The sequence below is a fragment of the Bradyrhizobium sp. WSM4874 genome (genome assembly GCF_055811835.1).
The window spans coordinates 25,072-40,871 of record NZ_JBVVPR010000026.1; the positions used below are offsets into that span (position 1 = coordinate 25,072).

Sequence of the window (15,800 nt, forward strand, 5' to 3'; positions counted from 1 at the left end):
CCCGGAAGGTCTCTCGCCGCGAAGTGAGCGAAGGCTGCCGCGGCGTAGCCCGAAGGGCGAAGCCGGGCTCCATCCGAAATCCCCCCTACTTCCCCGTAAACCTCGGCGGCCGCTTCTCCATGAAGCTCGCGACCCCCTCCCTGAAATCGCTGCCGTTCAGCGCCACCATCATGTCCCGATTGGCCGCGATCGTCGCCTCCGCCAACGTCTGGAACGGCACCTCGTAGAGCTGCCGCTTGATCACGGCCATCGCGCTCGGCGAGACGAAATCGGCGAGGTCGCGCGCATAGGCATAGGTCTCCTCGCGCAGCTTCTCTGGCGAGCAGAGCCGGTTGACCAGCCCGATCCGCAATGCCTCTTCGCTCGAAACGCGGCGCGCCGAGAGCAACAGATCCATCGCGTTGGCGTGGCCGACGATTCGCGGCAGCATCCAGCTGATGCCGTGCTCGGCGATCAATCCGCGCCGCGCGAAGGCGGTGGTGAACACGGTGTTGTCGGCGGCAAAGCGCAGGTCGCAATAGAGCGCGTGGACGAGGCCGATGCCGGCGGTTGCGCCGTTGAGCATGGCGATGACAGGCTTTCCGATCGACGGATAGAAGCCATAGCGCGTCTGCCAGTCGGGCCGCCGGTTCATGTCGAAGGGCGGCAGGTTCGACGCGCGCCTGACATCATCGGGGTCGAGCCCTTTCAGCGCATCCATGTCGGCACCGGCACAGAAGGCGCGGCCCGCACCGGTGATGACGATGACGCGGACATTGTCATCGGCGCTCGATGCTTCCATCGCATGGCGCACGTCGCGCTCCATGATGGGCGTCCACGCATTCATGCGGTCGGGACGGTTGAGCGTGATGGTCGCGACGTTGTCGCTGACGTCATAGAGAATGTGTTCATAGGCCATGGCGCTCTCCCTTTGTTTGCCGGCACGCGTTCGCGCGCGCTCGTTGGCAGCGAGCTTAGCATATCAAGGGATGAGACAAGGGCTTGCGCCAAGGACCTGCGTTAAGGACCTGAGAAGGCGCGATTACTCGGCGGCTTGCGCCAGCACCGGCCGGCGCACCAGCCAGCCGTCGATGAAATGATCGAGCCAGGCGCGTTCCGCGGCATCGTAGACGGCACGGTCCGCGAAATGGTGATGCCGCTGCCGCGCGCCGGGCGCGCTGAGGCCGTCATAGCCGCGCGTGGTCCAGCGATGCATCATCGCGTAGGTCACGTCAGGATGAAACTGCACGCCGAAAGCGTTGCCGGTGCGGAACGCCTGCACCGGAAAATCATCACCTTCCGCAAGCAGTTCAGCGCCAACCGGCAACTCGAAGCCTTCGCGATGCCAGTGATAGACCCGCGCCGGCCAGTGCGGGCACAGCCCGTGGCCCGCGGGTGTCGGGCGGATCGGGTAGTAGCCGATCTGGGTCAGTGCATCCGCATGCGGCGCGACGCGAGCCCCTAACTGCTTCGCCAGCATCTGCGCGCCGAGGCAGATGCCGAGGAACGGCCGCTGTTCGCGGAGCGGAATTTCGATCCAGTCGATCTCGCGGCGGATGTAGTCGTCGGGATCGTTGGCGCTCATGGGACCGCCGAAGACCACAGCGCCGGCATGCCGGTCGAGGGTCTCGGGCAGCGGATCGCCGAAGCGGGGACGGCGGATGTCGAGGCGATGGCCGAGCGCGCGCAGCGCATTGCCGACGCGGCCGGGCGTCGATGATTCCTGATGCAGGATGATCAGAACCGGCAACCGGGTTTCGGAGGCGGCGACGCCCGGCGTCCTTCTGTGGAAGGGCACCACTTCTGCGCCACCAAACCTGTTCGTCCGGAACGACATGGTCTCTGCGAGTGCTATCGGTTCAGACCGCCAGCATAACTAAGCGATCGTTAATTTCGTGTGAGTTTGCGCACACACACGGCCGATAGAAAGCAAGCTCCGGGCCACTACGGACCGAGAGCTCTCTTCAGTGTCTGTGCCTCTGAAACCGGCTGGTGGCGGACAGGATGAAGCCACGGGGGAAGAAGCGCAGGGCGAATGGCACAATCTTGATGCCCAGACCGGGGAGCACTGCCCGCTTGTTGGCCATCAGGCCGCGATAGGCCTGCCGTGCGACCTCGGCGGCAGGAACATTGAGAAGGGCCGTATCATGCCCAGACCCCACGCCGGCGCGCGCTTGGAATTCGGTGGGCACCGGGCCCGGGCAAAGTACGGTGACGCGAACGCCGTGCGGTGCAAGCTCCGCCCGCAAGGCCTCGGTGAAGGAAATCACATAGGCCTTGGACGCGTAGTAGACGGCCATGCCGGGGCCGGGCAGAAAGCCGGCGACCGACCCGACGTTGAGAAGGCCACCCTTGTTCCTGATCAGCTGATCGGCGAAGCGCAGCGACAGATCCGTCAGAGCCCGGACATTGACATCCACGATGCCGAGCTGCTCGACCCGGTCGCGCTCGAGTGCGTCACCGAATACGCCGAAGCCGGCATTGTTGACGAGATGATCGAGCTCGACGCCTTCGGCAGCAAGTGCGGCGGCGATCTTCTCGCCGGCATCCGCGTCCTCAAGATCGCAGGCGATCACGATCGGCTTCTTGCCGCCCTTGACGGCGATCTCGTTCGCGAGCGCCTCGAGCCGGTCCGCGCGTCGCGCCGTCAGCGCAAGACGGTGTCCGTTCGCGGCGAACACACGCGCCAGCTCCGTGCCGATGCCCGCCGAGGCACCGGTGATCAACGTTACCCGCTCAGTCACGATCGAGATCTCTTGATGTAAGTTTTTTGGCCCGCAATGCTGGAACGAGAGCATAGGCCAAGCGCGACAGGCAAGCGGCGTCCGCCGCATAGCCACTTGAGCGGGAAACGGGGAAGCAGGAAACCCACGGATTTACAGCGGAAATCCGGAACCCGAGCAGCCCAGAGGCTACATTAAAGTTTCGTCATGTGATCTGCACAACCGTCAATTGGCGGAGTCGGCAGGGATCACCCACCGACCGCGTCGTCCTTGACCTGGCCGCCGGCGCGGTCTGCGACCGCGTGCTTCAGGTCGATCCGGTCGCGCTGGGCGATCCCGAGCAGGTCGGAGGCGCGCCAGACGACATTGTCCTCGAACTCCGTGACCTGGCCATCGGCGTAGACCAGCTCCCACATCATCTGAACGACCCGCTTGCGGCCCTCTTCGTCGAGCGAGCGCATCATGACGCTGGTGAAGTGATAAAGGTCGACCGCTTCGCCCTCGACTTCTGTCGCATCCGCGATCAGACGATCGGCAGTGCCGCGATCGAGCCCGAAGTGGCTTTCGATCAGGCTGTGCAATTTGCGCTGCTCGGCAGCCGTCGGCTGGCCGTCCAGCGAGATCACGTGAACCAGCAGCGCGGTCGCCGCCAGCCGGTAGTCGCTGTCATCAAATGCGCGGTCCTGGGAATGGGGAGCAACAATGTCGGCGATGAATTGGCGCAGGCCGTCGAGCATAAGGTCCTACCGAAATCGATGAAGCCGCGGAAGCGCGGCCGCTACCAGCATTATATGAGCAGGAAACTCAACCGGCGCAACGTGCGTCAGTTCCGCGCGCTGCATTACGTTTCGGCAATTCAAAGTCTGTGATTTTGGAGTAGGACAAGCCAAGTGCGCACATGTCGTCCCGGCGAAGGCCGGGACGACACCAATTACGGTATCTCGTACACCACCATCTTGTCGGCGATGCCACGCAGTGCGGCCTGCTTCTGGATCGGCATGATCTCGCGCTGCTTGAGGACTTCGGCGACCGCCGGCGCATCCAGCACCGGGCCGGTGATGTGGATCTCCTGCGCGGTCGAGAGGCTCTGCACGCGGGCGGCGATGTTGACGGTCTGGCCGAAATAATCCTGCCGCTCGTTGAGCATCACCGCGAGGCACGGACCTTCGTGGATGCCGATCTTGACGATGAGATCGGCAGTGCCGCGCTTTTTGTTGAGCTCGTCCATCGCCGCGCGCATCCGCAAACCCGCCGCGATCGCATGTTCGGGACGGACGAAGGTCGCCATCACGGCGTCGCCGATGGTCTTCACCACCGCGCCTTTCTCCGATGAGATGATCTCGAGCAGCGCGTGGAAATGCGCGCGCACGAGGTCGAAGGCGGCGAGATCGCCGACGCGCTCATAGAGCGCGGTCGATCCCTTCAGATCGGTGAACAGGAAGGTCAGCGAGGTGATTTGGAGCCGCTGGTCGAGACTGAGATTGTCGGCCTTGAACACATCGCGAAACGTCTGGTTCGACAGCATCCGCTTGGCGGTCAGGAACGGCTTGCGCTTGCCTATGAGGTGATGGAGCGCCTCGGCCGCGATGAAGACCGACGGCAGCACGCGTACGCCGGCCTGGTTCTCCAGCGACAGCCGCAGCGGGCCCGGCCGCATGGTCGTGGTTCCCGTCGGCGCCTGCACCCTGTTGTACATGATGGCGAGCTGCTGACGGTCCTTGGTCGGCTCGCCCTGCACGTCGATGAAATGGGCCGCGTGCGTCACCGGTTCGAAGATGATGATGAAATCGTTCGGCAGTTGCAGCGACATGGTCGCCTTCTCGCCGGCCGGCAGCTCCATCGTATCCAGCGTCACCTCGTTGGCGAGCGTCGCAAACGATTCCTTGTTGAAGTCGACGCCGGAACTCCAGAACACCTGCTTGAAGTACTCCCACACCGGAAGCGTATCAGGATCATGCGCCGCAATGCGCCGGACGCGTGAATTGACGGTGAAGGAGACTTCGACCTGATCATCGACGGAGGCCTTGTAGCCGCATGCGCAAAGCGCACAATGATAATCGTCGGGCTTGAGCGCCTTCAGGGTCGAGTGCGCCCCTAACACGCCGCCGCAGCCCGGGCACAGCACATTCCAGCCCAGATCGAACAGACCGAGCCGCGCCGAATGCAGGAATGCCGAGATCGCGTGCTCTTCGTCGAGACCGTGCTGCTTCGCGAAATCGAGGACATTGACGCGGTTGAGCTCGTGGTCTTCGCCATCCTCGATCAGCCGCGAGATCGCGTCGACCACTTTCGCATCGGCGGTCTGCTTCAGAACGGACAACTGGGCCTGGATATCGCTCATGGCGTAACTCTATCTGGTGTGGATCACGCCGTCAGCCAGGCGAACGCCTGTCATCGACGCGCGATGCGGAACAGTGGCGAATGATCCGGCTGGGTCGTGACGACGCCGACCGGAATGACAGGGCTGGTATCGGCAAGCTCGACACGGAACGCGCCGATCAGCCGGGCCAACGCCAGCACGGATTCGGCTTGCGCGAACGGTGCGCCGATGCAGACGCGCGGACCCGCGCCAAAGGGCAGATAGGCAAACCGATCGGGCGCTTCCGTCGACATGAAGCGTTTCGGAATGAACGCATTCGGCTGATCCCACAGCTTCTCGTGCCGGTGCAGCAGCCATGGGGCGATCATGATGATGTCGCCCTTGCCGATGGCGACGCCGGCCGCGTTGTCCTTCTCGCGCGCGGCCCGGGCGATCAGGAAGGCCGGCGGATAAAGCCGCATGGTCTCTTCGATCGCGGCCCGGGTGAATTTCTGGCGATCGATGTCGGCCATGCTGTCGAGGTGTTCGCCACGGGTCTCGGAGGCGATCTCTTCCTGCGTGTCCGGGTCGAGGGCGAGCAGATAGAGCGCCCAGAACAGCGCGGTCGCCGTGGTCTCGTGACCCGCGAGGATCATGGTCGCGACCTCGTCGACGAGTTGCTCGTCCGAAAAGCCCTTTCCGGTTTCGGGGTCGCGCGCCTCGTCCATGAGATCGAACAGATCGCGCGGCGGCGCGCCATCCTTCTTGCCCATCTCACGCCGCTCGGCGATCAGCATCGCGACGAATTCGGTCCAGCGCTTGCGGAAACGGGCACGGGCAAAATCCATCGGACTCGGCCAGGACAGGGGCAGCACCATGTCGAGCAAGTACGGTCGCCCAAGCCGGGCTCCATACTCCATGACGAAGTTGCGCAAGGTCGGACCATGCCGGTCCATGCCGAACGAGAACATGGTGCGTCCGGCGATCTCCAGCGTCATGCGCTGCATGATTTCGCGAAGATCGACCGGCTCGCTTGTTCGCGCGTCGAGCTTCGCGATGGTCTCGTCGAGCACCGCCGTCATGTGCGGAACGAGATTTGCCGTCGCCCGCGGCGTGAACGCCGGCGCGAGGGTGCGGCGCTGAAACGTCCACGAATGGCCCTCCGCAATCAGAAGACCGTCGCCAAGCACGGGACGAAGCATGCGGATGCCCGCCGGGGTGCGCGAATAATTCTCGTAATTGCTGAGCAGCACATGCCGGATCGCATCCGGCCGGTTCAGGATAAAACTGTTGCGGAAGAAGAAGCGGCCCTCGATGACGTCTTCCTCATAGGCGCGCTGCCCCCAGGTCGCGATCATGTTCCGCTTGAGCACGGCAAGCCGGCCGAGGAACGACATGTCGTCGGGCGCACGCGGCGGGGTCGGAGGGACGATGGGCCGACGCACGCTGGCGATGTTCATGGCTCGCTCCCGCAGAGGTGACGCAGACAATTAGCTAGTAAGTCAGCTCGGCAATCGCAATCCTGTTCTCTTGGGCAGGCCAGGCGCGTGCCACAATTCGTTCTTCGCCAAATTGGGCCACGATGTTACGCCCGATCTCGCCGGCCGGAAGGCGCAGTGTTGCTGTCGAATCAGTGGGCACACCCGATTTGACGTCCGCCGGCTCCTTGCCGTCGAGCAGCACCACGTCCCGCGGCAGGCCGAAATAACCGCGCGGACGCGACATGATCACGACAGCCTCGGCGTCCTTGTCCGCGGGCCCGAGCGGACGCGCGGCGCGCAGATGCACCATTTCGGACGAGCGCGGGAAGGGCGAGCGATAGATGTGGGTCGTCGGCGCATCCGGCGCTGCGAGGGCGAATTCGAGCGACCAGGAAGGCTCGACCTGCGCCGGTCCCCAGCGGCCGTCCGCGCCGGTCTTCCCACTGTACACGGCGCTGCCCTTGCGCTCACCGGTTTCAGGATCGACGCGAAAGACATCGACGGTTGCACCGGCCACCGGCCGGTTGGTCGGCGTGCCGCCCGGTGTGCCCGTCACGAGGCCGCTCAGCCTGACGCTCTGCTCCGGCACGATCGCGATGCGCGCGGGCTCGCGGGCGGCGATGAACTTATAGATCTCGCGGAAAGCTCGGGGGTGAAATGCCACTTCGCGATGATCGAGTGCGCCGAGCACGAGGTTGGTGGCCCCCTTCAACTCCGGACCTTCGACGTTGACGCCGGTCGGCGTACCGGGCTTGCCGATGAAGCGGCCATCGGCCTGCGCGTATTTGTCCATGCCGTCGCTGCGCAAGGTGAGAAAGGCGACATCAGGCGTCACCTCGCTCTCGCCATCGTTCAGGCCGCGCAGGAACGCGCCGCGGCCGTTGAACTCGCTGTTCGGCTGTTCGTCGGTCGCGAACACGCCGTGATTGGGCGTGCCGCAGAGCACGGCGTGGCTGACATCGGCGGCGCCGCCGCTCTTGATGACGTTTCGGATCGCGTAGCCGCCGCGCGAACTGCCGACCAGCGCCACGCGGGATGCACCGGTCCGGCGCTTCAATTGAACGATGGCGGCGGCAAGCTCGCGGCGCTGGTCCTCGGTCGAGGAGCGGCCCGCCTGCTCGACCTTGTCGTCGCTTCGTGCATTGGGATCGGTGAAATTGATCGCGGCCAAGCGGTCTCGCGCGATACCGTTGGATTCCATCCGCCACAAGGTCGTCATCCAGAGCGCGTCGTAATCGCCATTGCCGTGGACGAACAGGATCGGAGGCACCTCGCTCGGCGCAGCGCGTGCGGGTTGAGCCGATGCACGCGTCCGCAAGCTCGCAATTGCGAAGGGCAAGCTGCCGGCCCCTTGCAAGATCATCCGTCGCGACAGCTTCATATGTTCCTCCCCCGCCAAACCATCTCTTTGCACCGCTTATACCGGCCTAACCACTGGACAGCGAAGGACTTTCGCGGGCATCACTGAACTTGCCGGAATCGCCCAAAAACCACTCCAAGACAACGTCAAGACAACTTCTGCCAGCCCAATTGGAAGGGGATATGACCGAGCAGACGAACCGTCAGAAAGTTGACGCCGACGGCATCATGGCGCCGCTGCGGTACACCGTGTTCAGGCGCATCTGGCTCGCCAGCCTGCTCTCCAATCTCGGCCTGCTGATCCAGGGCGTGGGCGCCGCCTGGGCAATGACGCAGATGGCGGCCTCGGCGGACAAGGTGGCGCTGGTGCAGACCGCCCTGATGCTGCCGATCATGCTGATCTCGATGCCGGCGGGCGCCATCGCCGACATGTATGACCGCCGTATCGTGACCCTGATCGCGCTCATGATCGCGCTGATTGGCGCGACCGCACTCACGGTCCTGGCCTGGCTCAACTACATTTCCCCAGAGACGCTGCTCATCTTCTGCTTCGTGGTCGGCAGCGGCAACGCACTGTTCGGTCCGGCCTGGCAGTCCTCGGTCAGCGAGCAGGTGCCGCCCGATGCCCTGCCGTCGGCCGTCGCGCTGAACGGCATCAGCTACAATATCGCGCGCAGCTTCGGCCCGGCGGTCGGCGGTGTCATCGTCGCCGCGCTTGGCGCGGTGGCGGCGTTTGCCTGCAACGCGATCCTCTATTTGCCGCTGCTGGTGGTGCTGCTGCTCTGGCGGCGCAACACCGAGCCCTCGCGCCTGCCGCGGGAGAAGCTCAACCGCGCCATGGTGTCGGGCTTCCGCTACATCACCAATTCGCCACCGATCAAGATCGTGCTGTTGCGCACGCTGGTGATGGGCCTGATTGGCGGTGCCATCATGGCGCTGATGCCGCTGGTCGCACGCGACCTGCTGCATGGCGGCGCGCAGACCTACGGCATCATGCTCGGCGCTTTCGGCATGGGCGCCGTGGTCGGTGCGCTCAACATCCACGAATTGCGCAAGCGCATGAGCGGCGAAGCCGCAATCCGCGCCTGCACCATCTCGATGGCGTTTGCGATGGCCGCGCTCGCCGTGAGCACCGAACCAGTGCTGACCGCGGCTGCCCTGGTGCTCGCAGGCGCGGTCTGGATGGCCGCCATCGCGCTGTTCAATATCGGCGTGCAGCTCTCGGCACCGCGCTGGGTCGCCGGCCGCTCGCTCGCGGCGTTCCAGGCCTCGATTTCCGGCGGCATCGCGATCGGCGCCTGGGGCTGGGGCCATCTCACCGACTATGCCGGCGTCGAGGTCGCGCTGCTGACGGCCGCCGGCCTGATGCTGATCTCGCCGGTGCTGGGGATCTGGCTCACGATGCCGCGCGTCGGCGCCCGTAACGAAGACGCCGACTTGCTGGCCGATCCTGAAGTCAAGCTGTCGCTCACGGCGCGCAGCGGGCCGCTGGTGGTCGAGATCGAATACCGCGTCGCCCAAGAGAACGCGCGCGCCTTTCACAACGTGATGCAGGACGTGCAGCTCTCTCGGCAGCGCAACGGTGCCTATGGCTGGTCGATCGCGCGCGACATCGCCGATCCCGAATTGTGGACCGAGCGCTACCACTGTCCGACCTGGCTCGACTATTTGCGCCAGCGCAACCGCTCGACACAGTCCGAACGCGCGCTGCATCAGGAGGCGATCGATTTCCACATCGGCCCCGATCCGGTGCGGATCCGCCGCATGCTCGAGCGTCCGTTCGGCTCGGTGCGCTGGAAAGAGGAGACGCCGGACCAGGCAGCAAGTGAGGTGCTGCCCGTGGTCGCCACCGCGGCGGGAAGCAGCACGTAGGGTTCTGCGAGAACATAGCCCGGATGGAGCGAAGCGCAATCCGGACGATTTCACCGCGTGGACAAAACCCGGATTTCGCGGCGCTCCATCCGGGCTACGACGCGACGTCTTACTGCCCGTGATCCGTCAGCACTTTGTCGCAGCCTTTGGTGAGCCGCGTACGGTTCTGCTTGAGGCAGGCGAGCACAGCCTGATCGCCATTGTTCATCACCGGGCGGCAGAAGCGCGTCACATCGCGCGCACAGGCGTCGTGACCGGGCTGCTGCGCTGACGCAGCCGATGCAAGCAGGATCAATGGAATGATGAAAAGAAATCTGGTCATCGCGTAATGCCTCTTACCCGGAAGATGTGCGGGCGAAGCTAGAGCGACGATCCCGAAGCCGCAACGGCTTTATTGAAAGGCGGGCTTGCGCCGCCGCGTGGCTCCGGCATTCACGCCGGGGCACATCGCGAGGGGAGCTAACTGACGCAACGACGCCATCGTTGCTGTTAGTGGCTGTCTCTTACTGACTGTCTCTTTACTGGCTGTCCTGGGCGTCAGCGACCTTGCGTGACGCGCCGCCTTTGGCGAGTTCCTTGTCCATCACGGTGCGGCAACCGGCGCTCAGATCCGAACGATGCTTCATCATGCACGCCGTGATCTTCGGAATGTTCGGGATTTCCGACGAGCACAGACGGAAGGCGTCGCCGGTGCACTGCTGCTGCGCTTCGGACGAGAAGGCGAAGCTCGAGCCGGTCGAGGCGATCGAGAGGAGGGCGGCAAAGCCCAGAGCCAGGCTGGTGTCGCGGATCTTGCTACTCAAGGACTTGGTGTTCAGAGACTTGGTCATTTGAAGCTCCCATTGGCACCGCTGGAAGCGGGCCCGTTGTTGATGGGATCGACAATGCTCCAGCAAAACAGTTTCCACTGTGATGACGGTCACGGGAGGTCCACTCTCTGTGACTTCGGTCACTTTGGCGCACCTCGCTGAAATTCCTCCCGATCGGCGGTCGTGTTGGTGTCACGTTAACCGATCCTTCGCATTAATGGCTCGTCGAGCGGGAAATTCCGCCGGTTTGGTTGCGTAATTGGAAAGAATGGCGATGCGTAATGCGTTGGGCCTGATGCTGGCCAGTGTAGTTGCGGCGGTCGTGATTGCCGCCGGCGGTTGGTTTTATTATTCCTCGCGCGCCGACCAGGCCGCTCCCAAGACGATTGCCGCCCGTGCCGCCGATCCATTGCCGGCACAGGCGAAGCTCGCCGCCAAGGACGACGTCGCGACCACGGCGGCGATTGCGGCGAAGCCGGCGGCACCTGCTCCGGCGCCCGCACCCGCACCGATGCCGGTGCAGCAGAAATCGACCTGCGCCAATCCAAACGCGCTCGGCGTCTCCCGGGTGGTCGAGATCGACACCACCGGCGGTCCGGGCTTCGGCTTCGATCATTTCAAGCAGTTCGACTTCCTCACCGACAAAGAGGTCGTACTGACCTTCGACGACGGTCCCTGGCCGGTCAACACGCCCGCCGTGCTGAAGGCGCTCGCGGATGAATGCACCAAGGGCTTGTTTTTCTCGGTCGGCAAGCATGCGACCTATCATCCCGAAATCCTGCGCCAGGTGCTGGCCCAGGGCCATACGGTCGGCGCTCACACCTGGTCGCACGTCAATTTGAACGGCAAGAAGATGACGGAGCAAATGGCCAAGGACGAGGTCGAGAAGGGCTTTAGCGCAGTGAGATTCGCGCTCGGCACCAACCCCGCACCGTTCTTCCGCTTCCCGCAGCTTCAGCACAATCCGGCGATCGTGAGCTATTTCGGCACTCGCAACGTCGCAATGTTCTCGACCGACATCGACTCCTTCGACTTCAGGAAGGGCGCGACGCCGGAGAAGATCATCGAGACCGTGATGACCAGGCTCGACAAGCTCGGCAAGGGCATCATCCTGATGCACGACTTCCAGAAGCACACCGGCGAAGCCATGCCGGCACTGCTCGCGCGCCTCAAGGCCGGTGGCTACAAGGTCGTGCAGATGAAGGCCAAGACGACCTTCCAGACGCTGCCGGAATATGACGAGGCGCTGCTGAAGGACCTGAAGGTGCCGACCTCGAGCGCGCGTCCGATCGGAAGCGTGGTGCAGACGGTTTCGCAATAACGCGTCCAGTCCGATCCAAAACTCTTGCGTCATGGCCGGGCTTGTCCCGGCCATATGCTTTTTGAGAGCAGGCACTTACCAGTAGATGCCGTGACGATGCAGCTCGCTGATGATGCGGCCTTCGGTCCAGCTGCGCTTGTGCTTCGGCTTGTCTGCCTTGGCCGTCGTCTTCGCAGCGGGTTGGGCCGTTGTGGCGGGCGCTGAGGCCATCGTGGTTGTGGGTGTGGTCGTGGGTGCAACGGCCGCCGCAGGCGCCGTGAGCGAAACCGCCGGCGGGCGATCGAGATATTTCGGAGCTTCGGCGGCTGGCGCTGCTTCGCTCACCTGCGTCGGCACGGCAGCAAGCACCGGCGCCGTTTGCTGAACCGAAGCCGGCTCGCTCGCCGCGGACAGCGACAGGCTGCGCGGGCCTCCGGCCTGGGCAGATGCAGAGACCAGCACCATGGCGGCCACCAGAATGATCTTGCGCATATGAAATCTCCCCGTGTTTGGCGTGAGCTGGACACTAGGAGAGCCGATCGCGCGGTTATGTGATTACGATCACTCAGACTGCCGTGCGATACTGAATCCTTCTCCAGCACGGTGATGCATTGGCTGCGCTCGACGGGACCCGTCTGCGCAGTGCGCTCATGGTGACCAAATGCGCCGGTCAGAACGCCTGGCTTGCGAGGATCAAATGAGCTGTGAGCGCTGGTGCCGCAAGAGGGATTCGAACCCCCGACCCCGTCATTACGAATGACGTGCTCTACCAACTGAGCTATTGCGGCGAACCCTGCCGGGGCCCGCGCGAGGCCGGTCCCGTTACGCGCGCTCCTGATATCGGGCGGGGCCCGAATTGGCAAGGTGGAGCCGGCTTCGAAATGCCGCTCACCCGCCCCAGCGAGACCAGAATCCGCGCCAGCCGCCGGCCTGGGCCTTTGCATGGTCCCTGGGCGTGCCGATTTGTTCCGTAAATTCATCGCTCGGCCCCTCGTCGTCGATCCCGGGATCATCCGGGGCACGGACGATCGGGATGACAGCGGGGATAGGCGCTGGTGCAGGCTTGCCGAGGTCGGCGCGGGTCCTGAAGACCGGCGTTGCCGCCGCCGGCGATGATTCGGCGATCTCAGGGACCGGTTTGACCGGCTCGGCTGGCGGGACCACCGGCTCTTCCTTGACGGTTTCTTTGGCGATTTCCTCGACGGCCTCCTTTGAGATTTCCTTGGCCTCGAGGGGCGGCGAATTGTCCTGCGGGGCAGGCACCGGATCCGGCGCGATGACAGCCGGTTCCGCCAAGCTTTCGCTCGGGGCCGCCGTCACCCGCTTCGGCGGCGGGGCCGCCAGCATGGCTTCCTCGAAGGCTGAGGATTCGATCATGGCGCCCTTGTCGGAAGGAAGACTCGCGACCGGTGTTTGCCACTGGAACGCGTCGAGGCGGCCGGTGACCGGGGAGACCGGACGCCAGCGGTCGCTGACATAACCGTCCGCGGTCCAGGCCGGATCATGGCGGGCGCGCACCGCGCGCAAGGTCCAGGCACGGGCCCGGCCGCCGTCACCATGCTCGGTACGTTCGATCTCGGCCATCAGCAGCGCCACGCGCTGGGTCGGATCGTTGACATAAGGCGACAGCACCGCGCGCGCACGGGCGAACTCGGACGCATCGATCGCGGCGCGCGCGATCGCCAGCTGGCCCTCGACATAACCAGCCTTGTCGGCAGGAATCTTGGCCGCAAGCGTCTCGACCCGCTGCAAGCGCTGCCGCGCGGAATCGCCGAGCTTCACATGCGCATAGGCATCGGCGAGATCAGGATGCGGATTGGCGAGCCAAGCGGTTTCCACCAGCTTCATGGCGCGGCGCACCTGATGCGCCTCGCTCTCGAATTTTGCAGCGAGCACCGCGGCGGGAACCAGGGTCGGCGCGAGCTTGACCGCCTGCATCACGCTCTCGCGCGCGACGTCGCGGTCCATCGTTTCCAATTCCAGCGCGCGGGCGGCGAGCAGCACGCCGCGCTGGCGGCGATAGGCCTGCTTGTCGATCAGGCCCGCGGACAGATTCGAATCGAGGATCGCGAGCGCGCCACTCCAGTCGCCGCGCGCGCAACGGAAGCCGAGCACCGCATGCGACGCCCAGGTCGAGGACGGCGACAGCTTGATCGCTTCCTCGGCGATCATCACCGCGCCGACCGCATCGTCGGCGCGCTGCGCCTCGATGAACAGGCCGCGCAGGCCGAGCAGGCGCGTGTCCTCGCGCTCGGCCATGGCACGGAAGACGCGCTGGGCCTCGTCGCGATTGCCCTCGAGCTGCGCCGATTGCGCATGCAAGAGAAGCGCGAGCGGATCGTTTGCGGCCAGCCGCCGCGCTGTATCAGCGTGACGACGGGCAAGCGCGGTGTCGCCATGGCCGATCGCAAGCAGGCCGTGGGTGATGGCGTGGCGGCCGCGCGCGTGACGCTTGTCGTGACGGCGGCGGCGCAGACGCCCCGGAGCGCGCCAGGCCATCGTCAGCAGGCTCCAGACCAGCACGACTGCCGCGGCAAAGAGGCCAAGCAAGAACACGAATCGGGGAAGCGTCGTTGTGGCGCGGAAACTGCCTGCGGTCAGGACGAGATCGCCGGGCTGGTCGGCAACCCAGGCCGCGCCGGCCGCCGCCAGCGCGATCAAGACGAGGAAGAGGACGATGCGAAGCATGACGATCCCTATACGCGCTGATTGTTGCGCGAACCTTTATTGACCAGGCTTGACGAGATCCGCCATGGCGCCGTCGGCGAATTTGCGTGAGGCGGCGAGCGCCGCGTCACGGGCATCGGCCTTGTCGAGCCAGGCTTGTGCCGGTGCACGATCGGCCTCGGGCAGCGTCTTCAACTCGCGCCGTGCCTCGACGAAATCGTTGCGCAACGCAGCCGCCGTCACCCGCGCGACGATGGCGCCGCGATCGTTGCCGACCCCGTCGGTACGCTCGATGCGGACGAGTTTTGACGCCCCCGCCTGAAGGCGCTCGACGATGCCGGTGCCGCTGGCCGGGGCTTCCGCCGGCGGCGACAGTTTTGGCACGATGTTGAGGAGCTCACGACTCAACGCGACCGGCGTCGGAATGCCCGACGGTGCAAAGGTGTCGAGCGGCTTCAGCATATCCGGCTTTGTTGCCAGCGACCGCGCTGCGGCGAGCTGGGATTCGTAAGCGTCGCCGTGGCGAACAGCGACGTCGAGCAGGGCCGCCGCCACCACGTGGCGCAGCGGCTTGTCGTCCATCGCCTTGGCGTCGGCGATCTTCTCGCTCTGCTGCGCAAGTTCGGCACGTTCGGTCTTGCTGGCGCGCTCGAGCTGCGCGAGGCGGTCGTTGAGAGCGGCAAGATCGGGCGCGGCGGCACTCGGCGCGGATTTCGCGTCGTTCATGGCACTCGCGGTCTTGTCGGACTGTGCGCGCAAATTGGCGATGTCGCCGCGCAGGCTCGTTGCGGATTTCTCCAGCGCATCGATCCGCGCCACCATGGCCGGATCGGCGGCAGGCTTGCCCGCCTTGGCTTCGACTGCGGCCACGCGCCCGCTCAGCGCCTCGACGGTTGCGCCCGTCATTTGCGGAGCAGCCGGCGGCGCCTGCACCGCAGGCCAGCCCAGCATCCACCCGACGGCGATCACAATGGCGGCCGCGACGGCGCCGGAGAACGGAGCGATAACCCAAGGTGAAATTGACGGCGGCACCAGCGCGGACGCAACGGAAGACTCTTCCTCGGCAGGCTCGGGCCGTGGCTCGGCATTAGCTTCTTCGGACTTTGCCTCCTGAGACTTGCCCTCTTCAGATTTGGCCTGCTCATGCGCGGCCTGTTCGGTCGCTGCCTCAGCCTCCGGCCCGCCCGTCACCTCCTGCGGCAGGGTCGAGACTTCGGTCGCCTCGAGGTCGATGGTGGGCGGATTGCGCTTGGCACGGCCGGACTCGGGAGCCAATCCTGCGTCTTCAGGCTTGTCGTCGGCCATCGTGAC

14 protein-coding genes and 1 tRNA gene are annotated in these 15,800 nt (G+C 64.9%); 2 read left to right on the forward strand and 13 right to left on the reverse strand.

Annotated elements, in window-relative coordinates; all coding sequences use genetic code 11:
- Positions 1-85: 85 nt before the first annotated feature.
- From AC0L3P_RS24635 to AC0L3P_RS24665, 7 genes are all read right to left on the reverse strand, one after another.
- Complete coding sequence (locus tag AC0L3P_RS24635) at positions 86-898, reverse strand: enoyl-CoA hydratase (protein ID WP_473305819.1); 813 nt, start codon at positions 896-898, stop codon at positions 86-88.
- Between the two features lie 123 nt (positions 899-1,021).
- A complete protein-coding gene (locus tag AC0L3P_RS24640; RefSeq protein ID WP_473305821.1) occupies positions 1,022-1,816 on the reverse strand; it encodes a glutamine amidotransferase in 795 nt (264 codons plus the stop codon).
- Positions 1,817-1,943: 127 nt separating this feature from the next.
- Complete coding sequence (locus AC0L3P_RS24645; RefSeq protein ID WP_473305824.1) at positions 1,944-2,723, reverse strand: SDR family NAD(P)-dependent oxidoreductase; 780 nt, start codon at positions 2,721-2,723, stop codon at positions 1,944-1,946.
- 227 nt (positions 2,724-2,950) lie between these two features.
- The gene (locus AC0L3P_RS24650) at positions 2,951-3,439 is read right to left on the reverse strand and encodes a tellurite resistance TerB family protein (protein WP_473305827.1); all 489 of its coding nucleotides are present in this window, start codon (positions 3,437-3,439) and stop codon (positions 2,951-2,953) included.
- Positions 3,440-3,633: 194 nt separating this feature from the next.
- Positions 3,634-5,043 (reverse strand): adenylate/guanylate cyclase domain-containing protein, encoded by a 1,410-nt coding sequence (locus AC0L3P_RS24655; RefSeq protein WP_275169088.1) that lies wholly within the window; start codon positions 5,041-5,043, stop codon positions 3,634-3,636.
- Positions 5,044-5,093: 50 nt separating this feature from the next.
- Positions 5,094-6,461, reverse strand: a complete 1,368-nt coding sequence (locus AC0L3P_RS24660) for a cytochrome P450 (RefSeq protein WP_473305830.1) — start codon at positions 6,459-6,461, stop codon at positions 5,094-5,096.
- A gap of 34 nt (positions 6,462-6,495) precedes the next feature.
- Positions 6,496-7,863 (reverse strand): hydrolase, encoded by a 1,368-nt coding sequence (locus tag AC0L3P_RS24665; protein WP_473305832.1) that lies wholly within the window; start codon positions 7,861-7,863, stop codon positions 6,496-6,498.
- Positions 7,864-8,024: 161 nt separating this feature from the next.
- On the opposite strand from AC0L3P_RS24665, the gene AC0L3P_RS24670 reads away from it, so the two are divergent.
- Positions 8,025-9,713, forward strand: a complete 1,689-nt coding sequence (locus tag AC0L3P_RS24670) for an MFS transporter (RefSeq protein ID WP_473305834.1) — start codon at positions 8,025-8,027, stop codon at positions 9,711-9,713.
- Positions 9,714-9,822: 109 nt separating this feature from the next.
- On the opposite strand, the gene AC0L3P_RS24675 is transcribed toward AC0L3P_RS24670, so the two are convergent.
- Both AC0L3P_RS24675 and AC0L3P_RS24680 read right to left on the reverse strand, forming a co-directional pair.
- Complete coding sequence (locus tag AC0L3P_RS24675) at positions 9,823-10,035, reverse strand: hypothetical protein (RefSeq protein ID WP_275169082.1); 213 nt, start codon at positions 10,033-10,035, stop codon at positions 9,823-9,825.
- A gap of 196 nt (positions 10,036-10,231) precedes the next feature.
- The gene (locus AC0L3P_RS24680) at positions 10,232-10,543 is read right to left on the reverse strand and encodes a hypothetical protein (RefSeq protein ID WP_275169081.1); all 312 of its coding nucleotides are present in this window, start codon (positions 10,541-10,543) and stop codon (positions 10,232-10,234) included.
- Between the two features lie 253 nt (positions 10,544-10,796).
- On the opposite strand from AC0L3P_RS24680, the gene AC0L3P_RS24685 reads away from it, so the two are divergent.
- Entirely contained in the window at positions 10,797-11,843 is a 1,047-nt protein-coding gene (locus AC0L3P_RS24685) for a polysaccharide deacetylase family protein (protein ID WP_275169080.1), read from the forward strand.
- A gap of 75 nt (positions 11,844-11,918) precedes the next feature.
- On the opposite strand, the gene AC0L3P_RS24690 is transcribed toward AC0L3P_RS24685, so the two are convergent.
- The 4 genes from AC0L3P_RS24690 to AC0L3P_RS24705 all read right to left on the reverse strand — a co-directional run bounded on the left by AC0L3P_RS24690 (position 11,919) and on the right by AC0L3P_RS24705 (position 15,794).
- Positions 11,919-12,314: a hypothetical protein gene (locus tag AC0L3P_RS24690; protein WP_275169078.1), complete on the reverse strand. Its 396-nt coding sequence runs from the start codon at positions 12,312-12,314 to the stop codon at positions 11,919-11,921.
- Positions 12,315-12,534: 220 nt separating this feature from the next.
- A tRNA-Thr gene (locus tag AC0L3P_RS24695) sits at positions 12,535-12,610 on the reverse strand.
- 100 nt (positions 12,611-12,710) lie between these two features.
- A complete protein-coding gene (locus tag AC0L3P_RS24700) occupies positions 12,711-14,510 on the reverse strand; it encodes a heme biosynthesis HemY N-terminal domain-containing protein (RefSeq protein ID WP_473305840.1) in 1,800 nt (599 codons plus the stop codon).
- A gap of 36 nt (positions 14,511-14,546) precedes the next feature.
- The gene (locus tag AC0L3P_RS24705; protein WP_473305842.1) at positions 14,547-15,794 is read right to left on the reverse strand and encodes a COG4223 family protein; all 1,248 of its coding nucleotides are present in this window, start codon (positions 15,792-15,794) and stop codon (positions 14,547-14,549) included.
- Between the last annotated feature and the right edge of the window lie 6 nt (positions 15,795-15,800).